19 protein-coding genes and 3 pseudogenes are annotated in these 25,455 nt (G+C 36.5%); 13 read left to right on the top strand and 9 right to left on the bottom strand.

Features of this window, described 5'->3' with window-relative positions; genetic code table 11:
• Positions 1-47 precede the first annotated feature (47 nt).
• Complete coding sequence (locus HHU08_RS23400) at positions 48-725, top strand: HAD hydrolase-like protein (RefSeq protein WP_016201642.1); 678 nt, start codon at positions 48-50, stop codon at positions 723-725.
• 116 nt (positions 726-841) lie between these two features.
• Positions 842-1,572 (top strand): annotated as a pseudogene (locus tag HHU08_RS23395) (alpha/beta fold hydrolase).
• Between the two features lie 429 nt (positions 1,573-2,001).
• Here HHU08_RS23395 and HHU08_RS23390 read toward each other — a convergent pair.
• From HHU08_RS23390 to HHU08_RS23365, 7 genes and pseudogenes are all read right to left on the bottom strand, one after another.
• The gene (locus HHU08_RS23390; RefSeq protein ID WP_016201644.1) at positions 2,002-2,841 is read right to left on the bottom strand and encodes a sugar phosphate isomerase/epimerase family protein; all 840 of its coding nucleotides are present in this window, start codon (positions 2,839-2,841) and stop codon (positions 2,002-2,004) included.
• A 19-nt stretch (positions 2,842-2,860) separates the two neighbouring features.
• Positions 2,861-3,541, bottom strand: coding sequence for a rhamnogalacturonan acetylesterase (locus tag HHU08_RS23385; protein ID WP_016201645.1), 681 nt, complete (start codon positions 3,539-3,541; stop codon positions 2,861-2,863).
• 39 nt (positions 3,542-3,580) lie between these two features.
• Complete coding sequence (locus tag HHU08_RS23380) at positions 3,581-4,324, bottom strand: alpha/beta hydrolase (RefSeq protein WP_169189447.1); 744 nt, start codon at positions 4,322-4,324, stop codon at positions 3,581-3,583.
• A complete protein-coding gene (uxaC, locus tag HHU08_RS23375) occupies positions 4,302-5,720 on the bottom strand; it encodes a glucuronate isomerase (protein WP_101729962.1) in 1,419 nt (472 codons plus the stop codon). Before uxaC ends, HHU08_RS23380 begins: the two co-directional genes overlap by 23 nt.
• Before the next feature lie 225 nt (positions 5,721-5,945).
• A complete protein-coding gene (locus tag HHU08_RS25295; protein WP_040342743.1) occupies positions 5,946-7,451 on the bottom strand; it encodes a UxaA family hydrolase in 1,506 nt (501 codons plus the stop codon).
• A gap of 9 nt (positions 7,452-7,460) precedes the next feature.
• Positions 7,461-8,879: pseudogene (locus HHU08_RS25290) on the bottom strand (tagaturonate reductase); the annotation flags it as partial.
• A 20-nt stretch (positions 8,880-8,899) separates the two neighbouring features.
• Positions 8,900-9,907, bottom strand: coding sequence for a LacI family DNA-binding transcriptional regulator (locus tag HHU08_RS23365; protein WP_101729960.1), 1,008 nt, complete (start codon positions 9,905-9,907; stop codon positions 8,900-8,902).
• A 275-nt stretch (positions 9,908-10,182) separates the two neighbouring features.
• Between HHU08_RS23365 and HHU08_RS23360 the strand changes: the two genes are divergently transcribed.
• Positions 10,183-12,396 carry a helix-turn-helix transcriptional regulator gene (locus tag HHU08_RS23360; protein ID WP_169189446.1) on the top strand — a complete coding sequence of 738 codons (2,214 nt, stop codon included), beginning with the start codon at positions 10,183-10,185 and terminating at the stop codon, positions 12,394-12,396.
• A 105-nt stretch (positions 12,397-12,501) separates the two neighbouring features.
• On the opposite strand, the gene HHU08_RS23355 is transcribed toward HHU08_RS23360, so the two are convergent.
• On the bottom strand, positions 12,502-13,389 hold the full coding sequence (locus HHU08_RS23355) for a carbohydrate ABC transporter permease (RefSeq protein WP_016205228.1): 888 nt from the start codon (positions 13,387-13,389) through the stop codon (positions 12,502-12,504).
• A 439-nt stretch (positions 13,390-13,828) separates the two neighbouring features.
• Between HHU08_RS23355 and HHU08_RS23350 the strand changes: the two genes are divergently transcribed.
• From HHU08_RS23350 to HHU08_RS25285, 10 genes and pseudogenes are all read left to right on the top strand, one after another.
• A complete protein-coding gene (locus HHU08_RS23350; protein ID WP_235679011.1) occupies positions 13,829-14,758 on the top strand; it encodes an ABC transporter permease in 930 nt (309 codons plus the stop codon).
• Positions 14,759-14,782: 24 nt separating this feature from the next.
• The gene (locus tag HHU08_RS23345; RefSeq protein ID WP_169189444.1) at positions 14,783-15,430 is read left to right on the top strand and encodes a YesL family protein; all 648 of its coding nucleotides are present in this window, start codon (positions 14,783-14,785) and stop codon (positions 15,428-15,430) included.
• Between the two features lie 155 nt (positions 15,431-15,585).
• Positions 15,586-17,082 (top strand): extracellular solute-binding protein, encoded by a 1,497-nt coding sequence (locus tag HHU08_RS23340; protein ID WP_169189443.1) that lies wholly within the window; start codon positions 15,586-15,588, stop codon positions 17,080-17,082.
• A gap of 486 nt (positions 17,083-17,568) precedes the next feature.
• Positions 17,569-18,690: a glycoside hydrolase family 88/105 protein gene (locus HHU08_RS23335; RefSeq protein ID WP_016205224.1), complete on the top strand. Its 1,122-nt coding sequence runs from the start codon at positions 17,569-17,571 to the stop codon at positions 18,688-18,690.
• Between the two features lie 12 nt (positions 18,691-18,702).
• Complete coding sequence (locus HHU08_RS23330; protein ID WP_101729957.1) at positions 18,703-20,034, top strand: glycoside hydrolase family 28 protein; 1,332 nt, start codon at positions 18,703-18,705, stop codon at positions 20,032-20,034.
• A gap of 1 nt (position 20,035) precedes the next feature.
• Positions 20,036-20,932, top strand: coding sequence for an alpha/beta hydrolase family protein (locus HHU08_RS23325; protein WP_101729956.1), 897 nt, complete (start codon positions 20,036-20,038; stop codon positions 20,930-20,932).
• Complete coding sequence (locus HHU08_RS23320; RefSeq protein WP_205835684.1) at positions 20,902-21,855, top strand: pectinesterase family protein; 954 nt, start codon at positions 20,902-20,904, stop codon at positions 21,853-21,855. Before HHU08_RS23325 ends, HHU08_RS23320 begins: the two co-directional genes overlap by 31 nt.
• Positions 21,852-22,295: a DUF4064 domain-containing protein gene (locus HHU08_RS23315; RefSeq protein ID WP_169189442.1), complete on the top strand. Its 444-nt coding sequence runs from the start codon at positions 21,852-21,854 to the stop codon at positions 22,293-22,295. The genes HHU08_RS23320 and HHU08_RS23315 overlap by 4 nt, the downstream gene beginning before the upstream one ends.
• On the top strand, positions 22,285-23,844 hold the full coding sequence (locus tag HHU08_RS23310) for a glycoside hydrolase family 43 protein (protein ID WP_407939872.1): 1,560 nt from the start codon (positions 22,285-22,287) through the stop codon (positions 23,842-23,844). The genes HHU08_RS23315 and HHU08_RS23310 overlap by 11 nt, the downstream gene beginning before the upstream one ends.
• Before the next feature lie 65 nt (positions 23,845-23,909).
• Positions 23,910-24,053: pseudogene (locus HHU08_RS25285) on the top strand (alpha/beta hydrolase); the annotation flags it as partial.
• A gap of 524 nt (positions 24,054-24,577) precedes the next feature.
• Here HHU08_RS25285 and HHU08_RS23305 read toward each other — a convergent pair.
• Positions 24,578-25,450, bottom strand: coding sequence for a glycine betaine ABC transporter substrate-binding protein (locus HHU08_RS23305; RefSeq protein WP_016205217.1), 873 nt, complete (start codon positions 25,448-25,450; stop codon positions 24,578-24,580).
• Between the last annotated feature and the right edge of the window lie 5 nt (positions 25,451-25,455).

Below are 25,455 nucleotides of genomic sequence, written 5' to 3'. Positions count from 1 at the left end.
TAAACAGGAGGAGAAAAACAGAAATTTTTAAATTGGGAGAGAACACAATGTCACAATCAATTATTTTTGATATGGATGGAACACTGTTTCAAACAGATAAAATTTTAGAACTATCACTTGAGGATACTTTCAACCATTTACGGTCATTAAATAAATGGGATACAGTAACACCAATAGATAAATACCGTCAAATTATGGGTGTACCTTTACCAAAAGTCTGGGAAGCATTGCTACCTAATCATTCCAATGAAGTAAGAAAACAAACTGATGCTTATTTTCTGGAAAGATTAATTGAAAATATAAGAAGTGGAAAAGGTGAGTTATATCCAAACGTTAAGGAAGTTTTCAGTTATTTAAAAGAAAATAATTATTCAATTTACATAGCAAGCAATGGTTTATCGGAATATTTAAAAGCAATCGTTAATTACTATAATTTGGATAATTGGGTTACTGAAACCTTTAGTATACAACAAATTGAGTCGTTAAATAAATCAGACTTGGTTCGGACAATATTAGTAAAATATAATATTACATATGGAGCAGTTGTTGGGGACCGATTATCTGATATTAATGCCGCTAAAGATAATGACTTAGTTTCAATTGGATGCAATTTTGATTTTGCTCAAGAAGATGAACTTTCTCAAGCTGAAGTAATAATAGATGATATAATTGAATTAAAAACAATATTACCTAGATTGACTAATACGAATTTTATTAATGAGTAAAAAGCACTTTTGCTAATTATGCCCCTTTCTTAAAAAATAGATAGAGTTGTGAAGATTTCACTTACCGCAACCGATGGCGGGTAGCATAAGTTGGCATAATGAAAGGAAATTAATAGATGGCTAAAGAAATGTTTGTGCAAATAAGTGGGTGTAAAATTTATACTAAATTGGTGGGAGAAAATAACGGAAAACCAACTGTCATTATGGATGCTGGATATGGAGATTTTTCCAAGGCTTGGGATTCAGTAATTAGGGATATTTCAATGCTCTCTATGTTCTAATTTATGATAGAGCAGGGCTTGGGAAAAGTGAAAAAAGTTCTAACCCCCGAACCAGCATTGAGATGGTAAAAGAATTGAAGGAACTTCTTAAAGAAGCCAGGATTAAACCTCCCTACATATTAGTAGGTCATTCATTTGGTGGAGTTAATATGCGAATATTTGCAACTGAATATCAAAATGAAGTTTGTGGACTTGTTTTGGTTGACTCTACGCCTGAAGATTACAGAGAAAGGTTTCTCCCAACAATGTCACAAGAATTTCAACAAGCATACAACAAGCAATTCGTGTATGAAGGCAATTATAATGAATTTATGGAAAGCCTAAAGCAGTTAAAAGATACTAAACTTAAATTAAATGTCCCACTTATTGTTCTTTCAGCTGGTAAAAAAACTCATTATTCAAAGGAATCACAAGAGTTATGGAATGAAATGCAGGAATCGATTCTTGGTATTTCCTCTGAAAGTGAATTGGTGATTGCTGAAAACAGTGCTCATTATATTCAAAATGATGAACCAGAAGTGGTAGTCAGTGCAATACAAAAGTTAATTGACAAGATTAGTTTGTGAAGAAATGTACTTAAACAATCGGGGGCTTTAATTGAATAAGAACAACACATTCTATAAAAAAGCTTGGGATATCCCAAGCTTTTTTTGTTGCGTTAATTGTATTGTTAATTCGCTTGCTATTTACGTTGCGAAAACGTATGTTTTTGGGGCTGTGATTTTAAGTTTTCTCCACGTTATCTGAACTACTTACGTTAAAACGGAACTCCTTTTTTACTAGCTTTGTAGTTGTTTTAATTGAAAAAATTTTCCCCTTTTGATCATTAGTTCATCATATGTACCAAATTCGATACAGCTTCCGTTCTCAATCACAGCAATTTTATTTGCGTTTTTTATGGTGGATAATCGATGAGCTACAATGAATGTTGTTTTAATTTTTCCTCAGAATGGCTGTCAGAGACATTCAAGGAATTTCACAGCTTAAAAAATTCCTTATAAACGGTAATACATTTCCTTTAAATAATCGATTGCAGGTCTAATTGCTTCCCCTTGCGTTTCTTCTAAAGTAGCATGAAGAAAAGGTCTGTTGTCCTTTAAGTATGCTAGAATTGGCTCAAAATTTAGCATTCCCTTGCCAACAGGGACAATCTCTATTTGTCCTTTATTAACGGTTAAATCCTTTAAATGAATCATTGCAATATGCTCATGTAATAAGTCTAATGCCTCATTAAGAATAAAATCGCTTTCTGATACATTATCAAGGTTTATTAAATTCGCTCCATCTAGAATAATTTTTAAATGAGGGGACTGTACCTCGTCTACTAAACGCTTCGCTAAAGCAGCAGAATAGAGAGGGTGGTTAAGTCCAGCCTCAATTCCAATAGTTACTCCAAAATGTTCAGCATACTCTACTAATTCCAGCACAGAGCTCCTTGCGATTTGATAAGCTTCTTCTGTGAAGTTTTCAGGCGTAAAGCCCTCTCCAACACTGCCAGTTTCTGTACCAACGAGGCTAGCACGAAAGTCTCGGGCAAGTTGTATATGGGTTTTAAAGCTTTCTAATGCCTCTTTGCGAACAGCAAGATCTCTGCTTGAAATATTAACATAGCAGCCTAATGTGCTAATTTTTATCCCGTTGTTAGCAAAGTAGTCGCCAAAAAAGCTTGCTATTCCTGGTGAAAGACTCTGAAGGGAAGGTACATATTTTGGAAAAGATTTTTTAATCGCAAATTGAATATTGGTAAATTGATAGTCTTTTAATTGCTTACATAATTCCGCTAGGCTTAGTTGACCTAAATCATGGGCACGAATACCAAGATTAAGTGTTAGCACTAGTATCCCTCCTGAACGATTATTTTAAGAATCTCTTTAAAGGTAGATCACTTTCTTTTAGCGCATTACTAATAAGCTGGGCTATTGCTTCTGCCCCATATTCATTAAAATGGGTATTATCTTTTATTCCATTTGGATAATTGCTAGATTCATGAGCTTCAAGGTGAAGAAAATAGTTTTTAGACAAGTCAGGGCCTAAGGATTGGAACAGTTCCATCGATTTTTTATGAATATCCAGAAGCGCTATATTGTGTGTCTTTGCAAATTGCTTCATTGCTAGTGGATATTCGCCAAGAGACATAGAATCAATGAGTTGGTCGGTGAAATGCCGGCGAGAAACAGAAGTGAGTAATACTGGTTGCGCACCATGTTTAAAGGCGGTATTTATAAATGTATGTAAGTTTTTTTGATAGTCTCCGTAAGGTTCTGTTCCGCGCACTGGATCATCTTTTTGATCGTTATGTCCAAATTGAATAAATAGATAGTCTCTAGGACGAATAGTGTGCTCAATGGCAGATAGTCGTCCCTCATTTATAAAAGATTTTGTGCTTCTGCCATTGATGGCTCTATTATCAATAACAATTTGGTCTGTGAAAAAAGCAGAAAGCTTCTCTCCCCAGCCAGTTTCCGGGCGCCTATCAGCTGTTTTTTCTGCTGCTGTAGAATCTCCTGCTATAAATATTGTTATTTTGTCTGGCATTATTTTTCCTCCAGTATTCTAGTCAGTGAAATGGATTTATCATACAAAAATAGTTTTTAACCAAGCTTCGGCTAAGCTCAGCCATCGATGGACATAGGGGGAATCCTCTGCCAATGCTAATCCATGTTTTCCAGAAGGAAAAATATGATATTCAAACGGGATGCTGAACTTTGCCAAGCTTTCTGCTAACATGATGGTATTTTGAATAGGAACAGATTGATCGTCCGCTGTGTGCCATATAAAAGTTGGTGGCATATTTTTATCGACTAAATGCTCAACCGAATAGGCCTTCACTAGATGGTTAGGCGGATTTTTTCCTAAAAAATGCTCTCGACTTCCAGAATGCCCATATGGTTCTGTAAAGGTAACAACTGGATAGCATAAAACCAAAGCGTTAGCTCGATTACTAATTTTTGTGCAGGCTAGACTTGCAAGATGTCCACCAGCAGAAAAGCCTAGCACACCTATTTTATTCTCTACTAAATGCCAGTTATCTGCATTACTGTGTAGTTGCATAAATACTTCTTCCAGTTGATTGATGATACTTATAGGATTGATTATTCCAACAGGATAAAAGAGGATTCCAGCATGATATCCAATCGAATGAAGCCAATTTACGATAGGTTTTGCCTCTTTTTCTGCTAAATGGTGGTACCCTCCACCTGGAAAAACCAGTATGAAGGGTCTTTTTTTATCATCCAAAAGGGAGAGACTTAATGTCATATGCTGATTTGCCTCTAGATTATGATTATGATTATGATTACCGTGGATGATTTTCAACATAAGAACGCTCAAATCCGAAGTATTGTTTAGCATTATCATAGCTAATGGCTTCTACTAGGCTACCGAGCAGGTCTTCGTCTGCTGGTGCTTCGCCACGTTCTACGATTTCTCCAATAAACTCACAGAGTACTCGGCGGAAATATTCATGTCTTGTGTAAGAAAGAAAGCTTCGCGAGTCTGTCAGCATCCCTACAAAAGAGGAAAGAAGACCAACATCACTAAGAACTGTTAACTGATGACGCATTCCAGCTCTCGTATCGTTATACCACCATCCTGATCCTAGCTGAAGCTTACCAGGTGTATTTTTTTGAAAGGATCCCATTAAAGTAGCTAAAACAAAGAAATCATTTGGATTTAGAGAATAAAGAATCGTTTTAGGTAATTTCCCGTCTTTTTCTGCTCGATTTAAAAGGCGCTGCAAAGGAATTGCAAGAGGAAGGTCGTTCACTCCGTCATATCCAGTATCAGGACCGATTTGATCAAACAGTGCTGAATTGGTATTGCGATATGCATGGATATGAAGCTGCATTGTCCAATTATGCGCATGATAAAAACCGATTAAGCGAGATAATGTCTCGGTACGATAAGCGCTGATTTCATAGGAAGATAATGCTCCATTTTTAAGTCTTTTTTGAAAAATAGCTTCAAGCGTTTTTTCATCTGCCTCCTCATACGTTAATATATCTAGTGCATGATCAGATAGTCTGCCACCCATTTGGTGGAAATAAGCTACACGAGTTTTAAGAGCGTCTATTAATCCTTGATAGGAAGTGACGGAAACTTGTGATTGTGTACTTAGCTTTTCTATCCACTCTATAAATCCATTTTGGTCAATATTTAATACTTTATCGGGACGGAAGGAAGGAAGCACCTGAAAATGCTGTTCTTCGTCCTTTAATAGTTGATGGTAGTGTAAGTCATCGATAGGATCATCGGTCGTACAAACTACTTTTACATTTGAGTTAGTGATAATATTACGACGCTTGAAGTCGTCAGTAGTTAATTTTTCATTTGCTAAGTCCCAAATAAGAGGAGCATTTTCCTCATTTAGTAATAAATCTATTCCGAAGAAGCGCTTTAATTCTAAGTGAGTCCATGTATATAATGGATTGCCAATCGTTTTTGGCACAGTGCGTGCCCATGCTAAAAATTTATCATAATCAGAAGCATTTCCAGTAATATAGGACTCTGGAACTCCATTTGCACGCATTAATCGCCACTTATAATGATCGCCAGCTAACCAGGCTTCCGTTAGGTTTTTAAAATGTTTATTTTCATAAATTTCCTTAGGGTCTAAGTGACAATGGTAATCAATAATAGGCATCTGCTTTGCATGGTCATGAAATAGTTTTTGCGCGATATCATTTTTTAATAGAAATTGATCATTTAGAAACATTAGAATCCCTCTTTCGTTATTTATGATTTATAGTTGCTTTTATTATCTCAGAGCCCGTTATGCCCAAAAGAAGATAAAAAAGGTAACAGAGAAGACACCTCAGAGCCTCCAGCTTCCAAGAAAGTACCAAATGAACTTCTTTTCAAGTACAAGCTAGCACTACGCTACATCAATCTTCTACACTTTTAGCCAAACTCCTTGATAAACTTCTAATTTACAAATCTGTTATAAAGTAACTCCTGTTTTAAATATAGCGATTTCGCGGACGCCATTTGCTTCGTTGCGCGTTTTTTCTCCGCTTGCGACAGCAATCACTTTTTCAATAAATTCTTCCAGAACTTCATTCATTTGCCGCTCTAGTAAAGGACCAGCATTAAAGTCCATCCAATGCTTTTTGTGTTCATAAATAGTTGAGTTGGTTGCTACTTTCACTGTTGGAACAAAACTGCCGAATGGGGTTCCTCTGCCTGTTGTAAATAAAACTAAGTGACAATCAGCTGCAGCGAGAGCAGAAGAGGCAACTAAATCATTGCCTGGTGCCTGCAGTAAGCTTAGCCCTTTTTTGGAGATTTTCTCTCCGTACTGCAGAACATCTACAACGGGTGCTGTGCCAGCTTTTTGGGTACAACCTAATGATTTATCTTCTAGAGTAGTAATCCCGCCAGCCTTATTTCCTGGGGAAGGATTTTCATACACAGGCTCCCCATAGGAATGAAAGTATTGTTTAAAGTCATTGATTAAGTGCACAATATCCTCAAAAACCTGTTCGTTTTCCGCTCGTGCCATAAGCATTTGTTCCGCTCCAAACATTTCAGGTACTTCTGTTAAAATGGTACTGCCGCCCTGGGAAATTAAGAAATCGGAAAATGCCCCTAATAGCGGGTTAGCTGTTATACCAGAGAAACCATCGGAACCGCCACATTTTAAGCCGATATTTAGCTCAGCTATTGGAATTGGTTCTCTATGATCATATTTAGCAGCTTCATAGATTTCTTCTAATCGTTCTAATCCTGCGTCTATTTCGTTGCCTACCTCTTGGGCAACTAAAAATTTAACTCTTGAAGCATCATAATCTCCTAGTAATTCTTTAAATTCAGCGACCACGTTATTCTCACAGCCTAATCCAAAAACAAGAACCCCTCCAGCATTTGGGTGCTTCACTGCATCTATTAATATACTCCTTGTATTTTCATGGTCTTCGCCTAATTGAGAACAGCCATATGGATGTTTTAAAATCGTAATATTATCAAATGTACCTAGGTCAGGATGAAGAGCTTCGAATTCTTTCAACATATACTCAGCCGTGCCATTTACACAACCAACAGTCGGAACAATATATAAGTCATTGCGAATTCCGACTTTTCCATTTGCTCGTCTATATCCTTGGAAGGTGAGGTTCTTTTTTGGATATTTGACTTGATGGATATCTTGCTGGTACGAATATTTTAGTTCTCCATCTAAATTTGTTTTCACATTATGAGTATGAAGCCAATCACCACGAGTAATTTCCTTTAGCGTATGTCCTATAGGATAGCCATATTTGATGACATTGGTAGATGTACGAATATTTGTTAAGGCTATTTTATGTCCTTGTGGTATATCATGGTTAGCTGTAATAGAGATGCTATCTAGGTATAATGTTTCTGAGGCTGTAATTGGTCGCAGTGCAACCGCCACATTGTCTCGTTCGTTCAACTTTAATAGGGAAGGGGGCTGTTTTTTGTTTAGCATCTTTTTTAAAACAGCTCTTGCTCCGTCTTTTCGAAGTTTATGGATATAGGTAGTAACCTCGTCAACTAGATCAGGAACCGTTGATAAATCTTTTTCCCATAGATTTTTATTGCCTAAGATAGTAAAGGCAACTGTTTCCGGATTTTTCCAAGCTTTTGAAAACACCTCTAGCACCTCTTGACTATCATTTGGTTTATACTGGCTTCCACGATAGGTCAGGAATAATGCAGCAAGGGAAGCTGTCATCAACGGTGGCAATTCTTGATTTTTTTCTTGGTATTTTATTAAAAGTGGCAATAAGCGTGCTTTATATTTTGAGACACTATTTAAAGCGATAGAGGTTAATTCATGGCGAATAAAAGGATTTTTAAATCGTTCCATAATCGATGTTGCATATGTGTTTAATTCTTCTGTTGGTAGAGGCAGTAAAGGGATAATTTCTTGGGACATTAAGTGATTTACAAAAAAAGCAAAATCTTTATCATTCATGACATCTTCCACTGTTTCTAGACCAGCAAGCAATCCAAGTGGAACCATTGCTGTGTGAGGACCGTTCAACAAATGAACCTTTCTTTCCCGATATGGTGTCATATCATTTGTAACAATTACATTTAACCCTGCTTTTTTAAGAGGAAATGTTTCTTTTAATTCTTGTGGACCTTCGATAACCCATAGTAAATAAGGCTCTGCTTTTACCATAAGGTTATCGATATAACCATGTTCCTGATTAAGTAGTTCAGCTTGATCACGTGGATAGCCTGGTACGATACGATCAACTAAGCTGCAACAAAATGTATTTTCAGCGTGAATCCAATTAATGAAGTCTTGCTCTAAATTCCATAGGCTTGCATACTGTAGGACAACTTCTTTCAGTTTTTCACCGTTACGATCAATCAATTCACAAGGGATAATCGTAAATCCTCGGTTTTTTAATTGAAAGCGCTTATATAAAAGGGCAGTAAGTTTTCCAGGAAAGCTAGTAGAAGGTTGATCAATGAGACAGTCCTTTTCATCAAATTGTATTCCTGCTTCTGTCGTATTAGAAATGATAAAAGCTAATTCTTCATCTTCTGCTAATTGTAAATATGTTTCCCATTCGTCATAAGGATTAATTAATCGATTAGCAGTCGTTATAATTTCACTCGTATGAACAATTTCCCCTTGGAAGAAACCTTCAAGGATGACAGTATAGAGATAATCTTGCTCCTCTAATGATACTTTGGAAGGATGTCTTGTAGGTTTCACAAGCACAGCACTGCCATTAAATAAATGTTGGTTATTCATTTGCTGTAGTTGCCAATTAAGAAATCCTCTCATAAAATTACCTGATCCAAATTGAATGACTTTCTCTGGAAAAAAAGATCTATTTGGCTTTAGTTGTTTTGACAGCTTCTTCACTATATTTCCTCCTTTTGCACACGTTAACATTTTATGATAAAACAAAACAGTTATGACTGTTTTGTTGGGTAACTAAGGGATTCTCTTTTAACTAAGAATGTATCAACTAAAATTTGAGTTTCCTCTAACGTTTCACTGTTCATTATTGCTATAAGCTTTTGCGTGCCAATTTCGCTAATTTTATCAATGGGCTTATGAATAGTAGTTAAGGCTGGAGTAGAATATTGGGCAAAGGTAATATCATCAAATCCAATAATCGAGATATCACTGGGTACCTGCTTATTTTTCGAAAAACAAGCCTTTAATGCACCAATTGCCATATCATCATTAGCACAAAATACGATAGTTGGTGGGGTGGGAAGTTCTAATAGTTGAGTCATTCTATCATATCCACTTTCCATGCTATAGTCACCGTCTACCAAATATGCTGATTGTATCGGCAGATGATGTTTAGATAAACTATTAATAAATCCTTGTTTTCTTTCCGCAGAGGAACGAAAAGAGCTTTTTCCGTTGATATACCCCAATTTTTCATGCCCAAGCTTAATCGCTTCATCGATTGCATTTTCGACGCCCAGCTGATCATTCGCAGAAACATTTGGAATAGATGGATCATCCAACCTGCGATTTAGCACGACCATTGGGATTCCGATTTGCTGTATATAGTAAATAAATGCGTTGTCTGTATCACTTTGACTAAGTACGATGATTCCGTCAAATCGCTTGGAAATAACTTTATCAAAATGGACGAGTGTATCTATCTCGTTGACTGCTATGCTATAATTTTCGTCTAAAACAGAATTAATTCCTTTAATGACATCAACTAGAAAACTCGAACTTGTTCCATGGCTAATGCTAGAGAAAAAAACACCAATTGTGTAAGATTTCTGGTTTACAAGACTTTTAGCATTAAAGTTTGGGACATAATGCAATTCTGCTGCGATTTTCTTAATTTTGTCTTTTGTAGCTGGTTTAATGAGGGGACTATTATTTAGCGCCCGTGACACAGTAGTGTGAGAAACGCCTGCAAGCTTTGCAATATCCTTTATGGTAACCATAGTTCCTCCTAGTAATTATGTTAACGTTCACATTTTATAATTCATCTATCTATTTGTCAATCAGACATATGATGCACACGTGAAAAAATCCTCTCGCAAAAGATAAGAAGTATATGCTATTATATGTATATTGTAATCCAAAAACTAGGAAATAATCTTTTTCCAGATATAAGAAAATGATTATTTTTTAGTAAATAAAGTTAAACTATCGAATGATTTGATAACGCTTTCAATAATAGTGTGATAAAATTAGTTCAGTCAAGGAGTGTGAGAGCTTGAAGAAATTAAGGTTGTTTTACAAATTGTTTTTTCCCTTTTTCTTATTAGGGATTAGTATTGTAGTAGGCTTTAGTGTATTTATCTATAACTCTACCTATCACTCCGTCGAAGAGGAATTTCTGAAAGATAAGCAAAACTACACAAAACAAATCCTTAACAATGTAGAGCAAAAGGTCCGAACGATTGAATATGGATATACAGCATATAGTTCTACTGCAACTTTCGAGACAATTTTTAAGCAGCCTTTGTCGGGAAAAGACTTTGATACATACCGGGATATAAAAAAGGAAATCAATTATATAGAAATGATGGGCATAGAAGGAAGTAAGCATAATCTCATTAGCATTGATCAAAATTGGGGAATTATGGAGGGTTCTCTGAAAGAATTATCTGAAGAGGAAATTGCAGAATATAAGCAAAAATATATTAATGAAGCAACCCAAAGCTTATTTTGGCGACCAACTAGTACCGGTATTGAGATGATTATGACCTTGCCCATTTATCAAAGGGATAAATTTGCCTTAGGAATATCCAATATTCCAAGAAGCAGCATTGATGAGATTGTTGATAATGAAAAAGATAATTTAGTAGAAATTTATAATAGCAAAAATGAATTATTATATTCAAGTAGGAAAAAAGCAAGGCTATTGTCTCTCGAAAATTATGAAGCAATCATGAACGAGGGAGAAGACATCAAAATGGTAGACGCAGACGGCGAAAAGTATGTGTATGCCCAATCAGACTATAATCGCTGGATTTATGTAGTGCAAATTAATCCGACGGAAATATCCAATATGATTAATAATACAAGGATTGGTCTATTAATCGTCTCGACCCTGTTGATCATTTTGGTCGGTATCATTTCTTATATGCTTGCTAACTCATTTTCTCAGCCAATCCGTAAAATTCAGGAGAAACTAGCTATACATGATGTGAGTGGCCAGAAAAGTGAACTTTCTCTTGTCGCTGATTCTGTTGATAAAATTATCGGACAGAATGAAACATTAGTGGCTAGCTTAACTATGCAAAAACCGCAGCTCGAGACTTTGTTTGTCTTAAGCTTATTTAGAAATAGAATTACAGCAAATGAAGCAAAGCATCGATTAAAGCAATTTGGTTATTTTTTTAACGAAACGAATCATTTTTACACAGGGTTAATTCAAATCGACAATATGGATAGTCAAAAAATTGTGGAGAAAGATTTATACTTATTGGCTTTAAATAATATTGTGGAGGAAATAGTCCCTGACAAGGAAAGATTAATCCCCATTGTATTAAACGATGAGATGCAAGCGACCATATTTATAACCGATGAAAATGATTATGAGTCTAGTCGAAGAATTATGAAGTATTATGAGGAGATTCAAACTGCCGCAAAGGAGTATCTGGATATCACTATCAGCGTAGGGATAAGTCCTGTTTATAAAACACTAATCAGCAGCAAAAAAGCAGTCGATTTAGCAAAGGAAGCGCTACACTATCGTGTAAATGTAGGGCCAGAGTCGATTATTTTTTATGATGATATTGCTCCTCTTTTGAATGATGCTTCCATTTCTAAATATCCTGTAGAATTGCAAAATGAGCTAGTAAATACGATTCGCTCAGGTAATGAGGAGGAAGTGAAGGAGACAGTAGACACGTTAATTGACGAAATCTTCCGGATGAATAAAAATCCAGTCAGCTTAGAAGTAACGCTTATTCGATTAATTAATGAGATTATTCAATTGGGTCAGCTGTTAGGTGCGGAAGCGAAAATTTTTGACAGTATAAAGCCGCTTTATTATGAGGCGATAAATGCCTATTATCCTGATCGAATAAAGCAAATGCTAATTGAACACCTTATTACGCCAATCATTATAAGCACACAGGATAAAACAGATAAGGAATTTCGCTCTTTATCCGATAAAATTGTTCAAATCATTCAGACAGAGTATGACCAAGAAATTTCTCTAGATATTATTGCCGACCGTCTTCATTATAATCCTAATTACTTAAGCAGTGTTTTCAAGAAAGAATATGGAGAAAACTTTGTTGACTATCTAATGGGTTTTCGGCTACAAAAGGCAAAGTCATTATTACAAGAAACAAATATACCAATCAAAGAGATTGCCAAAAAATTACAGTATCGAAATTCCCAAAACTTTATTCGTTTTTTCAAGAAAAAAGTAGGAATGACTCCAGGTGACTATCGAAAACAATATAATCATTAACAAAAAAAGCGTGTAAGATAGAAGACATCCTATACTTGCACGCTTTTTCATATTGTGGGTTAACACCGATAATTTTTATGTTAATAGGGAAGGAATAACTAACTTTTATCCTTTCACAGAACCAACCAATGCTCCTTTTACGAAATACTTTTGAACAAATGGGTAAGCAATAAGCATAGGAACTGTAGCAATAACAATTACAGCCATCTTAATCGTTTGTGCAGGAGGAATTACATCAACAGATGAGCCTTCTGCTTGCATGCCACTCGAAACAATAACAATTTGACGCAATAAAACTTGAATAGGCCATTTTGTAGAATCATTAATATAAAGGATAGCAGTCATATAAGTATTCCAGTAAGTAACAGCGTAAAATAAAGAAATTGTTGCAATAGATGGTAATGCTAATGGCAACATTATTTTCCAAAAAACACCTAAATCCGTACAACCATCCATTTTAGCCGATTCTTCTAAACTATCAGGTAGTGCTTGGAAAAAGTTTCTCATAATAATTAAGTTAAATGCGTTGATAGCTACAGGCAAAATTAATGACCAATAAGAATCGATTAATCCAAAGGCCTTCACTACTAAGAATGTCGGAATCATCCCTCCGCTAAATAACATAGAGAAAACAACAAGAAAGTTAAGAAAGCCCCTGCCATGAAGATATTTACGAGACAAGCCATAAGCCATGAGAGACGTCAGAATCATACTCACTAGTGTACCAATTCCGGTGACGCCAATCGAAACAGCTAAAGATTTAAAGAGTGTCGGAGTAGATAGGATATAACGGTATGCATCTAATGAAAAAGTTTCAGGAATCAAGATAAATCGTTTAGCCACTACTTCTTGTGTAGAAGCGAAGGAACTAGCTATAACATTTACAAAAGGTAAAAAACAAATGAAGGCGATAATAAGTAGAATTGTTCCATTAATAATGGAAAAGGCCCGTCCTCCTTTTGTTATTTTCTTATTCTTATACGTTTTTTCCATATAGATCCTCCTTCATATTTTGTCTAGCTAGTTGTTCCACAACAACTAATAATGTTTTAATTGCTGCGTATTTAGAAGTAAAGCTAACCACAAGCTTTTAAAGAAATAACCTATCCTCTTTCTATAAAGCTACTTTATCAGGAGAAGCTAATTCCGTATATAATCAGTATTTAAGAAAAAGAAAACGCTTACCAAATGAGTGGTTTATCATATTAGAGAACCAGATAATCATGTGGGCAAAGTAGTAATCATTACATTGGATTGAGTGCAGGAGACCAGTGATATAACAAGAGATGTAAGCGTTATCAAATAATGATTATATACGTAATTCTACTTTTTCAATATGCTAAGGTAAGAATTAGCATCACATCATAAAGTGAGGGGGTACAAAATGGAAAGTGTCATTAAGCCTAATGATCAAACATTATCAGAGTTAAATATGAAGCAGCAAAAAAAAGTCAGAAGACAAAAAACTTGGGCTAATGTGAAAAAGAACAAACTTCTTTATTTAATGATTTTCCCTGGCTTTCTCTATTTTATTATTTTTAAGTATTTACCAATGGGCGGGTTGATCATTGCTTTTCAAGATTATCAACCGTTCTTAGGAATTATGGGCAGCCCATGGGTAGGGATGAAGCATTTTATTCGCTTATTTACAGAACCGACCTTTTTCATGCTTCTAAGTAATACACTTATCTTATTTACTTTAAATATTTTCATTTTTTTCCCCATGCCGATCATCTTAGCGCTTATGTTAAATGAAGTCAAAAACAAATATTTTAAATCTAGTATCCAAACGTTAATTTATATCCCCCATTTTATGTCCTGGGTAATTATTGTTTCCATTACATATGTATTTTTAAATGTCGATGGTGGATTAATTAATGAAATGTTGGCGGCAGTGGGCTTTAATAAAGTTAGCTTCCTAACATCACCTGATTGGACGAGAACAGTTTATATTGCACAAGTGATATGGAAAGAACTAGGGTGGTCTACGATCATTTATATTGCTGCTATTACCGCTGTAGATACGCAACTATATGAAGCGGCAGAGATGGATGGAGCAGGAAGACTGCGAAAAACATGGCATGTAACATTACCGGCAATACGACCAGTAATTATTACATTATTAATCTTAAAAATAGGCAGCACGTTAGATTTAGGATTTGAACACATGTACCTATTACTGAATTCATTAAATAGAAGTGTTGCGGAGATTTTTGATACGTATATTTATACGGCTGGTTTGAAGAACGGACAATTGAGCTTTAGTACAGCTGTTGGTTTATTTAAGGGCTTAGTAGGCTTGGTTTTAGTGATGCTTGCGAATAAGCTTGCCAAAAGGTTTGGTGAGGATGGTGTTTATTAAGGTTAGTTGAAAGCGGGGAGTTCGATGTTAAAATCGGTGGAAAAAATAAATTGCATTTTTACAACGATATTAAATCTGGTGTATGTGAATTTCCTCTGGTGGCTCTTTACTTTATTAGGGGTGGGACTCTTTGGTGCCGGACCAGCAACCTATGCACTAGTTAGTATCCTGAGACAATGGATGAGAGGAAATACGAATATCCCTATTTTTTCTTCCTATTGGAAGTATTATAAAGAGTCTTTCAAGGAATCAATGATTACAAGCTGGATTTATGTATTGATTGGTTATGTGTTGGTGATCGATTTACTCTATGTTACTAACTGGTATCTAAAAGTCTGCCTGATTATCATATGCTTTCTTTTTTTCCTTTCAGCTATTTTTATCTATCCACTAATGGCTCATTATAACTGGAAAGGAATATTCTTTCGAATAAAAATGTCTTTTATTTTTGGATTTTCCTGTTTACAATACTCACTATTATTGTTTGTCGTAATTGGTGCCACTTATTGGACAGCAATAACGTTTTTTCCTGGGATTCTCACTTTCTTCGGTATTAGTTTTCTATTCTATGTGATTACTTGGACAGCAAATCAAGTGTTTACGAGAATAGAATTACAAAATATAGAAGAAGTAGAAGATAAAACTATTTATCCCACTCTTAACGGACAGTAAGACTCTGGACGTAAACTTATGAGGATTCGAGAAAGATAGGCGGGAGATCAACTGTTCGTAAAGGTCTAGATGGTTCAACTAACCATCCGTGAGGGATAACGGAAAACCCCCACTGATAGAAATCTCACTTTATCAAATTACAAAGGAGAGTACAAATGAAAAAACTATTAAAGTTAGCTAGTGTTAGTTTTGCGAGTGTGCTGTTTTTGGCAGGGTGTAGTGGTGGAAAAGAGCAATCATCTGGCACGTATGATGAAAATAGTAAGGCTGAAATTACTTGGCTGAATATTTTACATACAGCTTCCCCGCCAACTGATACGGTCTTAGATAAAATGGAAGAGAAAACAAATACAGAAATTAAATTTTCTTGGATACCAGATGCTTCAAAAGAAGAGCGGATTAATACGGCATTAGCTTCGGATTCATTAGCAGATATTGTTACATTAACAATTCTTGAAAACTCATCTGTCCGCAATGCGCTAAAGTCAGGGATGTTTTGGAATGTAGAAGACTATTTAGATGAATTCCCTAATCTAAAAGAAATCTCGGAGGATGTGCGTGTTTCTGCTTCTATTGAAGGGAAGCTTTATGGCATTCCATTTCAGAAAGATTTAGCTCGTAATGGTGTTGTTTTGCGTAAAGATTGGCTTGATAATTTAGGACTTGATGTTCCTAAGACAGTTGATGAATTAATGGAAGTTTCGAAAGCGTTTACAGAAAATGACCCAGACGGTAATGGCAAAAACGATACGACTGGGTTTGTTGATCGTAACGATTTAATATATGGAGCATTTAAAACATTAAGTTCTTATTATGGCACTCCTAATATATGGGGAATGGATGAAAATGGAGACTTTATTCCAGAGTTTGAATCAGATGGATATGTCAAAACCATGGATTATATGAAGGAGCTTTATAAAAATGGTTGGATAAATAAGGACTTCGCTGTTACAGCAAAAACGGACCAACAACAAAGCTTTGCACAAGGAAAAGCAGGGATTTATATTGGAGCACTTTTCGACGCTAAAAACCTGCAAACAATGGCTACGGGTATCCAAGATAATATGGAATTAGCATTAGTGAATGATATGGTTTCTGATTCCCAACCTGAGCGTGCGATTTGGGCAGCGAATAACGGAATTGGTGGATTATTGGCATTCCCTCGTTCAGAAGTAAAGGATGAAGCGGAATTAAAGAGAATTCTTAAATTTGTAAATGATCTATTAGATTCAGAAGTATACACGTTAATGACATACGGAATGGAAGATGTTCATTATAAGTTAACAGATGATGGTGCATATGAAATTATCAATCAGGACTTATGGACACAAGAAGTGCAGCCATTCGCGGCATCTAGACCAAAAGAATCAGGCTATGGATTAAAGGATCCCAATCCTATTAAAGCATTAGCAGATGAGATGATTGCAGACAATGCTAATTATGCAGTGTTAAATCCTGCTTATTCTTTAGAATCTCCAACAAATACATCACAAGGTTCTGAATTACAAAAGATCATTACAGATGCTACTTATCAGTATATATTAGGCGAAATTGATTTAGATGGATTTAAAAAGGCAGTAAAAACTTGGAGCGATTCTGGCGGAAATACAATTAAAGAGGAGTATAAAGCAGCATACGAACAAACGAAATAAGCCAAAAATAATTAGAGCATACTTTGACAAAAAAAGGTGAGAGAAAAGCAGATTTCGGCTAGACGCTCACCTTGAAAAAATTTAGGTTGTTGTTGCTTATAATCAATATTTCAAACAAGACTGGAATGGAGCGTAAGACACTTAACTCTAGCGGGGAAGTAGTGGAAAGACCCTTCGCAGCTTGAGCTGAGGCCACTGAAAAAGTCTTTTTTTCGTGCGAAATGAAGAGCAAGCATATTGGAAAGTGAAAATAAGGTTGGTTTGGAGAGGCGTCCGCTCGACTCCTATGGGAGCTGCGAGAAAGTCCGAGACCCCGCAGGAATGTAGCGACGAGCCTCGGAAAACAAATCCATCATCTTATGTTTAAAAAGTGGCTATTGCCCATCATCATTAACTAGCCAGTTTTTCAGTGCCCTCGCTTGAGCTGGGGTTCTTACTACCCGTTAAGAGTGGGGAAAAATCTAGATAAGATGGGAGAATATAAGAATGACAGAAATAAGTTGGTCAGAGAGAACAGCTCTTTCCATTATGGAAAGACTTCCACATTTATATGAGGATAGAGGTTATAACGGAAAATGGTCTTATGATTATGGAGTCGTTCTAAAAGGGTTTGAAAACCTCTGGATACGAACCGGTAATGAGAAATATTTGCAGTATATAAAAGAAAATATTGATTATTTTGTTCAACCAGATGGATCGATAAAAGAGTATGAAGTATCGGAATTTAATATTGACCATATTAACAATGGAAAACTACTGTTTCAATTATATAAAGAAACAGGCGAGGAAAAGTATCGAAAAGCAGCTGATTTATTGAAATCACAATTAGAGCAACATCCAAGAACTTCAGAAGGTGTCTTTTGGCATAAGCAAATCTATCCGTATCAAATTTGGCTAGATGGTTTATATATGGGAGCACCATTTTACGCACAATATCAAATGGAATATGCAGATGGAGAGGGGCTTGACGATATTCTGCATCAATTCAAAACTAGTTATCAACACTTATTAGATGAAAGGACAGGACTTCTTTATCATGCATGGGACGAGAAGAAAGTACAGCCTTGGGCTAATAAAGAAACAGGATTATCGGAGAATTTTTGGGGAAGAGCAATGGGCTGGTATGTGCTGGCATTAGTAGATACATTAGAAATTATTCCAGAGGATACGCCAGACCGTTCCTTTCTAGAGAAGATTCTTAAGAAAACATTAGAAACAATACTAAACTATCAAGATAAGGAAAAGGGAGTCTGGTATCAAGTAGTAGATAAGCAGGGCGAAAAAGGCAACTACTTAGAAGCATCTGCAAGCAGTATGTACGTTTGTGCAATAGCAAAGGGGATTCGCTTAGGAGTTCTTGATAAACAAGAATGGATTGGTCCATTAAAGAAGGGCTATCAAGGTCTTTTAGATGAATTTGTTCTTCTGACAAAAGAGGGTTGGGTAAACTTGAATAAAAATTGTCAGGTAGCAGGACTTGGTGGAGCTGACAAACGAGACGGGACCTATGCCTATTACATTAGCGAGCCGATTGTTTGTAATGATCAAAAAGGCTTGGGTGCATTTTTGCAAGCATTAGGGGAAGTGGAGGAAGTAATTAACGAATAAGGAGATTATAAAATGAGCGACTATATCATCACTGAATTCGGTGCAAAGAATGATGGGGATTTATGTACAGAATCTATTCAAGAGGCGATAGATAAGGCATATAAAAATGGTGGAGGCAGAATTGTCATTCCGCCAGGTGAGTTTCTGACCGGGGCACTTTTATTAAAGGATAATATTGAAATCCATTTAGCAGCAGGAGCAATATTGAAATTCTCTGATCGGCAAGAGGACTATTTCGTTGTTACATCCAGATGGGAAGGTGTAGCTAGAGAGGTCTATGCTTCGTGTTTATATGCGGAAAATAGTTGTAATATTGCTATAACTGGCTTTGGAACAATCAATGGAAATGGTGAACGATGGTGGCATATTTTTCGCAATGAGCGGGAAAAGCTGCTTTATCCGAGACCAAAATTAATAAGTTTAGATGGATGTGAAAACATTTCGATTAAAGATGTGAGCTTAATAAATTCTCCGAGTTGGACGATTAACCCCATTTGCAGTAATAACATTACTATCGATAATTTAACCATCAATAATCCGAAAGATTCACCAAATACAGATGGCATCGATCCAGAATCCTGTTCCAATGTAAGAATCAGCAATTGTCATATTGATGTAGGCGATGATTGTATTGCGATTAAGGCAGGAACAGAGGATACGGCAGAGCGTGTAGCTTGTGAAAATATAACGATAACGAATTGTACGATGGTTCATGGCCATGGGGGAGTAGTACTTGGCAGTGAAATGAGTGGGGATATACGAAATGTAACGATAAGCAATTGTATCTTTCAAGATACAGATCGTGGCATTCGATTGAAGTCAAGACGAGGGCGTGGAGGTGTAGTCGAAGACATCCGTGTAGACAATATTGTAATGGAAGGTGTTATCTGTCCATTCATTTTAAACCTATATTATTTCTGTGGTCCTAAAGGGAAGGACAAATATGTATGGGATAAACATCCATACCCAGTAACAGTCGATACACCAATGTTTAGACGCATTCATTTTGCAAACATTACAGCAAGGAATGTTCATGCCTCTGCTGGGTTCATTTATGGCTTAGCAGAGCAATATGTATCAGAACTTACTTTTAACCAGATAGATATTTCGCTGGCAGAAAATGCGATTCCTGGGAAACCGGCGATGATGGCAGGGATCGAGGATATGAGTAACCGAGGCTTTTATGTTGGCTTTGCAAAGGATATTTTATTTAATCGGGTAACGATCGAAAATCATGAAGGTCCGGCCTTTTATCTCGAATATAGTGATGATATCGAATTAACCAACTGTAAGTCCAAAAATACAAAGAAGGAAGAAGCGCTTTTGAAGGAAGTGAAGGCGTAAAGTGAAGGAGAGACGAGAAAAGCTCATTGAGTTATTAGGAGATTATCCAAAGGCAAAGAATAGGACGGTCCAACTAATAAGAAAAGAAACAAAAAATAACTATATTTTAGAGAGTCTCTTGCTGCAATTAAATGAAGAGGAATCCGTTCCAGCTTATTTTGCCAAACCTTTAAAACAGGACGATCCGCTTCCTATTGTTATTTTTAATCATTCACATGGAGGGAATTTTGATCAGGGAAAAGAAGAGCTGCTAGTAAGTAGCAGCTACTTACAATCCCCTCCTTTTGTCGAGGCAATAACGAATTTGGGATATGCTGTTGGCTCCATTGATATGTGGGGATTTAATGAAAGAAAAGGCAAAGCAGAAAGTGAATTAGTCAAAGAAATGTTATTAGAGGGTCGGACACTATGGGGCATGCGGATTTTTGATAATATTGCTTTCCTGGATTATCTTGTGGAGCGAACAGATGTCGATAAGAACCGAGTTGCGGCAATTGGAATGTCAATGGGTGGCCTCATGAGCTGGTGGTTGGCTGCACTAGACAATCGGATAAGAGTAACAGTTGATATTGCTGCACAAGTGCATATAGAAACACTAAAGCAAAAGCGGGGCTTGGATCATCATGGATTTTATTACTACGTGCCAGGTTTTTTAAAAAGCTTCTCTACTTTATCCGTGCAAGCGTTAATTGCCCCAAGGCCACGGTTGAGTCTTGTTGGTAAAGACGATCGCATGTGTCCGATTGAAGGGGCCATGCTATTGGATGAGGAATTAGTAAAAATGTATAGAAAATATAATGCGGAGGATCATTGGAACAGCCGGATTGTAACAGGTGGTCATCAAGAGACAAAGGAAATGAGAAAACAATGGGAAACTTTCTTACAGAAGCATTTGTGAAGAATCAATTTCAATTTGTCATTGGAAAAAATAATAGTTGTGATTTTAAGCGTATACAAGATGGGATTGCTCATTGTTCCAATATAGAAAGTCCAGTTACATTCATCATTTTAAGTGGAGATTACGATGAAAATATCAGTCTCTATCAATCAAATAGAAAACTAATCGGTATAGGAAATGTTCGGATTATTGGAAACAAGTATGCACGTCAATTGGATGAGAGTGGCTGTGAGATAGGTACCTTTCAAACAGCGACCCTTTTTATCAATGCAGAAAATATTTGGGTAGAGAATATGGAAATAGTTAATAATGCTGGACCTGGGGAAACAGTGGGGCAGGCAATGGCTCTCTATAATGAAGGCAATAAAGTGAAATTCAAAAATTGTTCGTTTAAAGGGTTTCAGGATACTATTTGTCTCGGACCATTGCCAGATCTTCAAAAAGATGGGACTCCTTTCTCTAAACCAGAAATAAGAAATGAATATCGAGACAATCTAATAACCTTTATTCATTGTTATATCGAGGGAACCGTTGATTATATATTTGGCGGAGGAGAAGCACAGTTTGAAGAATGTGAGTTGAGATCTCTTAAGCGTCCAAAAAACCATCCAGGATATGTAACAGCAGCGAGTACCGCTAGCGGGAAAAGGGGTTTTTTATTTTCTCACTGCTATTTAACCGCAGAGGCTGATACAGTAAATGTCTATTTAGGTCGGCCGTGGAGACCTTATGCGAATGTAACCTTTTCTCAATGTAGAATAGGTGCTCATATTCACCCAGATAGATGGAATGATTGGGGAAAGAATGAGAATCGAGAAACAGTAACCTACCGGGAAATAGAAAATTGTTATGCTCAAAATGGTTCAATCAAAAAGTTAGATTGGGTTTATATGGAGACTAGTAGAAAGGGACGGGAGAAATGAAGCGAAAATGGGAAGCAATAATTGGAATGGTAGGGATTGTATTTTGTGTCATATTTCTAGGGGGATTTTCGCTAACGATGACCTCTATGGATAAAGAAACATATAAAGAAACAGTCTTTCCCATTCTTCAGGATGGCGTTTCTTTAGGTGCTGTACAAGATAGCCTAGAGGCAATGAAGGTCTTATCTATCTGGTTTGGCATCACCTTATTACTCGTACTAATTTTCGTTGCGGCTGCGACTGCCTTCATTTGGAGAAATCGTTATCCGAAATGGGCAGCAGTACTATACCTAGTTGCTGGGCTTTCAACCTTAATTGGTACCCAATTTATTGCTTTTCCAATCGCATTTCTCTTTTTTCTAGCAGGAGCTTTATGCTTGTTTCGAAAAGGAGCTAGTTTGAGCAAGAAAGGAGAAGCATATGTATCGAATTCCTATTAAAAATCCCATCTTACGTGGGTTTAATCCAGATCCCAATATCCTAAGGCTAGGTGACACATATTATATTGCTGTTTCCTCTTTTGAATGGTTACCAGGTGTGCGTATCTATCAATCGAAGGATTTAATCCATTGGGAGCATCAAACAGATGTGATTACAAATCAAGTAGATTTAAGAGGAAATCCACAGAACGGTAGTATATGGGCTCCACAGATTAGCTATTCAGATGGGCTCTTCTACCTTATTTACACCGATGTAAAAAGTACGAAAAGGCCATTTAAGGATTGCCATAACTATTTGATTACCGCACCAAATATAACTGGAGCTTGGTCCAGTCCTGTCTATTTGAACAGCAGTGGTTTTGACCCCTCCTTATTTCATGATAAAGATGGACGCAAATGGCTGTTAAACGAAATATGGGATTATCGAATGACAACAGGAAATAAATCAGCAGGTATTGTCATGCAAGAATTTGACACAAAGAATCAAACATTAATCGGTCCAGTTTATAAAATATTTGATGGCACAGAATTAGCTAAAACGGAAGCTCCTCATTTGTATTATTATAAAGATTATTACTATTTAATAACCGCAGAAGGAGGGACTGGAAAGGGACATTCTGTTACTGTTTGTCGATCAAAAGCAATAACGGGTCCTTATGAATTAGATCCTGACTACCCTATGCTTACTGCAAGCGATAAACCCGAATCATTACTCCAATGCTCAGGACATGGAAGCATTGTGCAGACACCGTTTGGGAATTGGTATATGGTTTATTTATGCACAAGGCCATTGCAAAAAAAAGCTGCCATATTAGGAAGAGAAACGGCGATAGAAGAGGTTTATTGGACAGAGGATGGCTGGCTTCGTCTTGCCTCAGGGGAAAAAGGTCCCAGTCTTTTGACTGAAATTGTTACGAGTGAACAGGTAGTCTTCAAAAAGGCTACTGATTTCGAAGATGATTTTACAGGACCTTTAAAAAAAGAATGGAATACTTTACGCATTTTAGCGGATGATTCTTGGTGTGATTTAACAAGTAGAAACGGTTATTTGCGCATGGTTTCAGGCGATTCCGTTCAGTCCTTGTTTGAGCATCATATTCTAGCCATTCGTCAAAAAGACTTTCACTTTCAGGTAGAAACAAAAGTGGAATTCCATCCTACAACTTTTAATCAAATGGCTGGGCTTATGCTTTATTTAAACGATAGCAATTATCTATATGTTTACGTAACATATGAGGAAGAGAAGGGGCGTGTTCTTCGGTTCATGCGTTGTGAAAGTGGACTGTTTCAACTAGACCCAACGATAATACCTATTACTAGGAAAGAAATACAACTAAAGGTCATTGGAAATGGAGCTACAGGAAACTTTTGCTTCCGATCAGATGAAGAAGAACCTTGGCAAGAAATAGTCAGCACTCAAGACCTCCTATTTTTAGCAGGAGGATTTACTGGAAACTTCATCGGAATAGCTGTCCACGATATGGACAAAAAAGCAGCCACCCACGCCGATTTCGCATACTTCCATTATGAGGGGCTAGATAGTTATTGATTTGCCTAATTCGTATAAGGCATCCAATTCGGACTTTAGACAAACTTCTTAAATAAGAGGTGGGTTTCAATTCAAATCAAATTGACCAATTAAGTAACTCGAATTTAAAGATTGATGTTATCCCAAATACAAATCATTCCTTAAATAGCGGAGAATTTGAAGTAACAAATTCCATTTTTATTTTATCCAAAATAATGGAAGTACTTTAAGAAACCATCACTTTAAACTGCAGTTATCAATAGCTTAATATAAATACGAGGATGGGACATAACTAAATAGATACTCTGTAAAGACGAACAATTTCTAATATAGCTAGTAAATAGCGGCTGCTTTCGCATACTTTTTACAAGAGGAAATATAATTAGTTGGAAAAACAGAGCAGCCGGAATACACGAAGACTCCTATGGGATTAGCGAGACAGTCTGAGACCCTGCAGGCCACAGGCCGAAGCGGCTCAGCGCGAGCCCCATGGAAAGCGAAGTGTATTCCGGCTGCGGGGAATCGCACCAAACTTCATGGAAACATCCTTTGAAAAACAAATAAAAGCCCGAACAATTATACGGAACATTCATTAGCATCTTCGTATAATTGTTCGGAATTATCCTTGGCTGGAATACTTATGTCCCAGCCTCTTAATATAAATACAAAAGAGGTGCTAATTTGCACCTCTTTTAAATAGTGAATTTTGTACTTTAAAACTAAACTTGTTATTTTTAAGTAACTCGTTTTTTCTTTATTTCCCTAACATCGCATTAACTAAATCTTGATTATTATCAATCCATTCCTGCGCAACTTCTTCCTCATCTGCCCCATTGTCAATCTTCACAATCATTTCTTCAATATCTTCAACAGGCATGCTCCAATTACTTAAAAATTCGTGTACTTCAGGTGCTTCTTCTTTCAAACTATTATTTGCAACGACATGAACTTCAGATGTTTTAAAGAAACCTTTTGGATCTTCTAATACCTTTAAATCATAATCAACAAACATTGGATGTGGACGCCATCCGAGGAAAAGAACGGGATCACCGCTTTTCATAAGCTTAGACGCTTGCGCTAACATACCACCTTCACTAGAAGCAACATATTCTAAGTCTAACCCATATTCTTCAATCATTTCTTTTGAAGTAATAGTCATTCCTGCCCCTTCTTCAATACCATATACTTTTCCACCGAAAAGATCCTCTTTTCCTTTCAGATCTTCAATGCTATCAATGCCTTCCACATTAGACGGAATAACCCATCCAAGCTCCCCTTCTGTATAGCTGACTGCTACATCTTCAATTTGACTTTTGTATCGATTCATATAATTTGCATGCATATCAGGTAACCAAGAATCCATAAATACATCTAAATCACCTCGAGAAAGGCCAGTATAAACGCCACCAGCATCTGCATTTTTCTCTTCCACTGTATAGCCCATATCTTCTAATAAAAGTTTAGCTACTTTTGTTGGAGGAACTGTACTAGTCCAAGGAGTCACTCCAAATGTGATCGTTTCGCTATTGTTCGTCCCATTTCCACCAGTATTTTGCGTTTGAGAAGAACATCCAACTAAAAGGGTAAATAGTAATAACAGTAAAAAGCTAAATTTCCATTTTTTCATAAAAT

The organism is Niallia alba (assembly GCF_012933555.1).
GTDB classification, from domain to species: domain Bacteria; phylum Bacillota; class Bacilli; order Bacillales; family Cytobacillaceae; genus Niallia; species Niallia alba.
The sequence above is the reverse complement of the archived record's forward strand: the minus strand, read 5'-3'. Positions and strand labels throughout refer to the sequence as shown.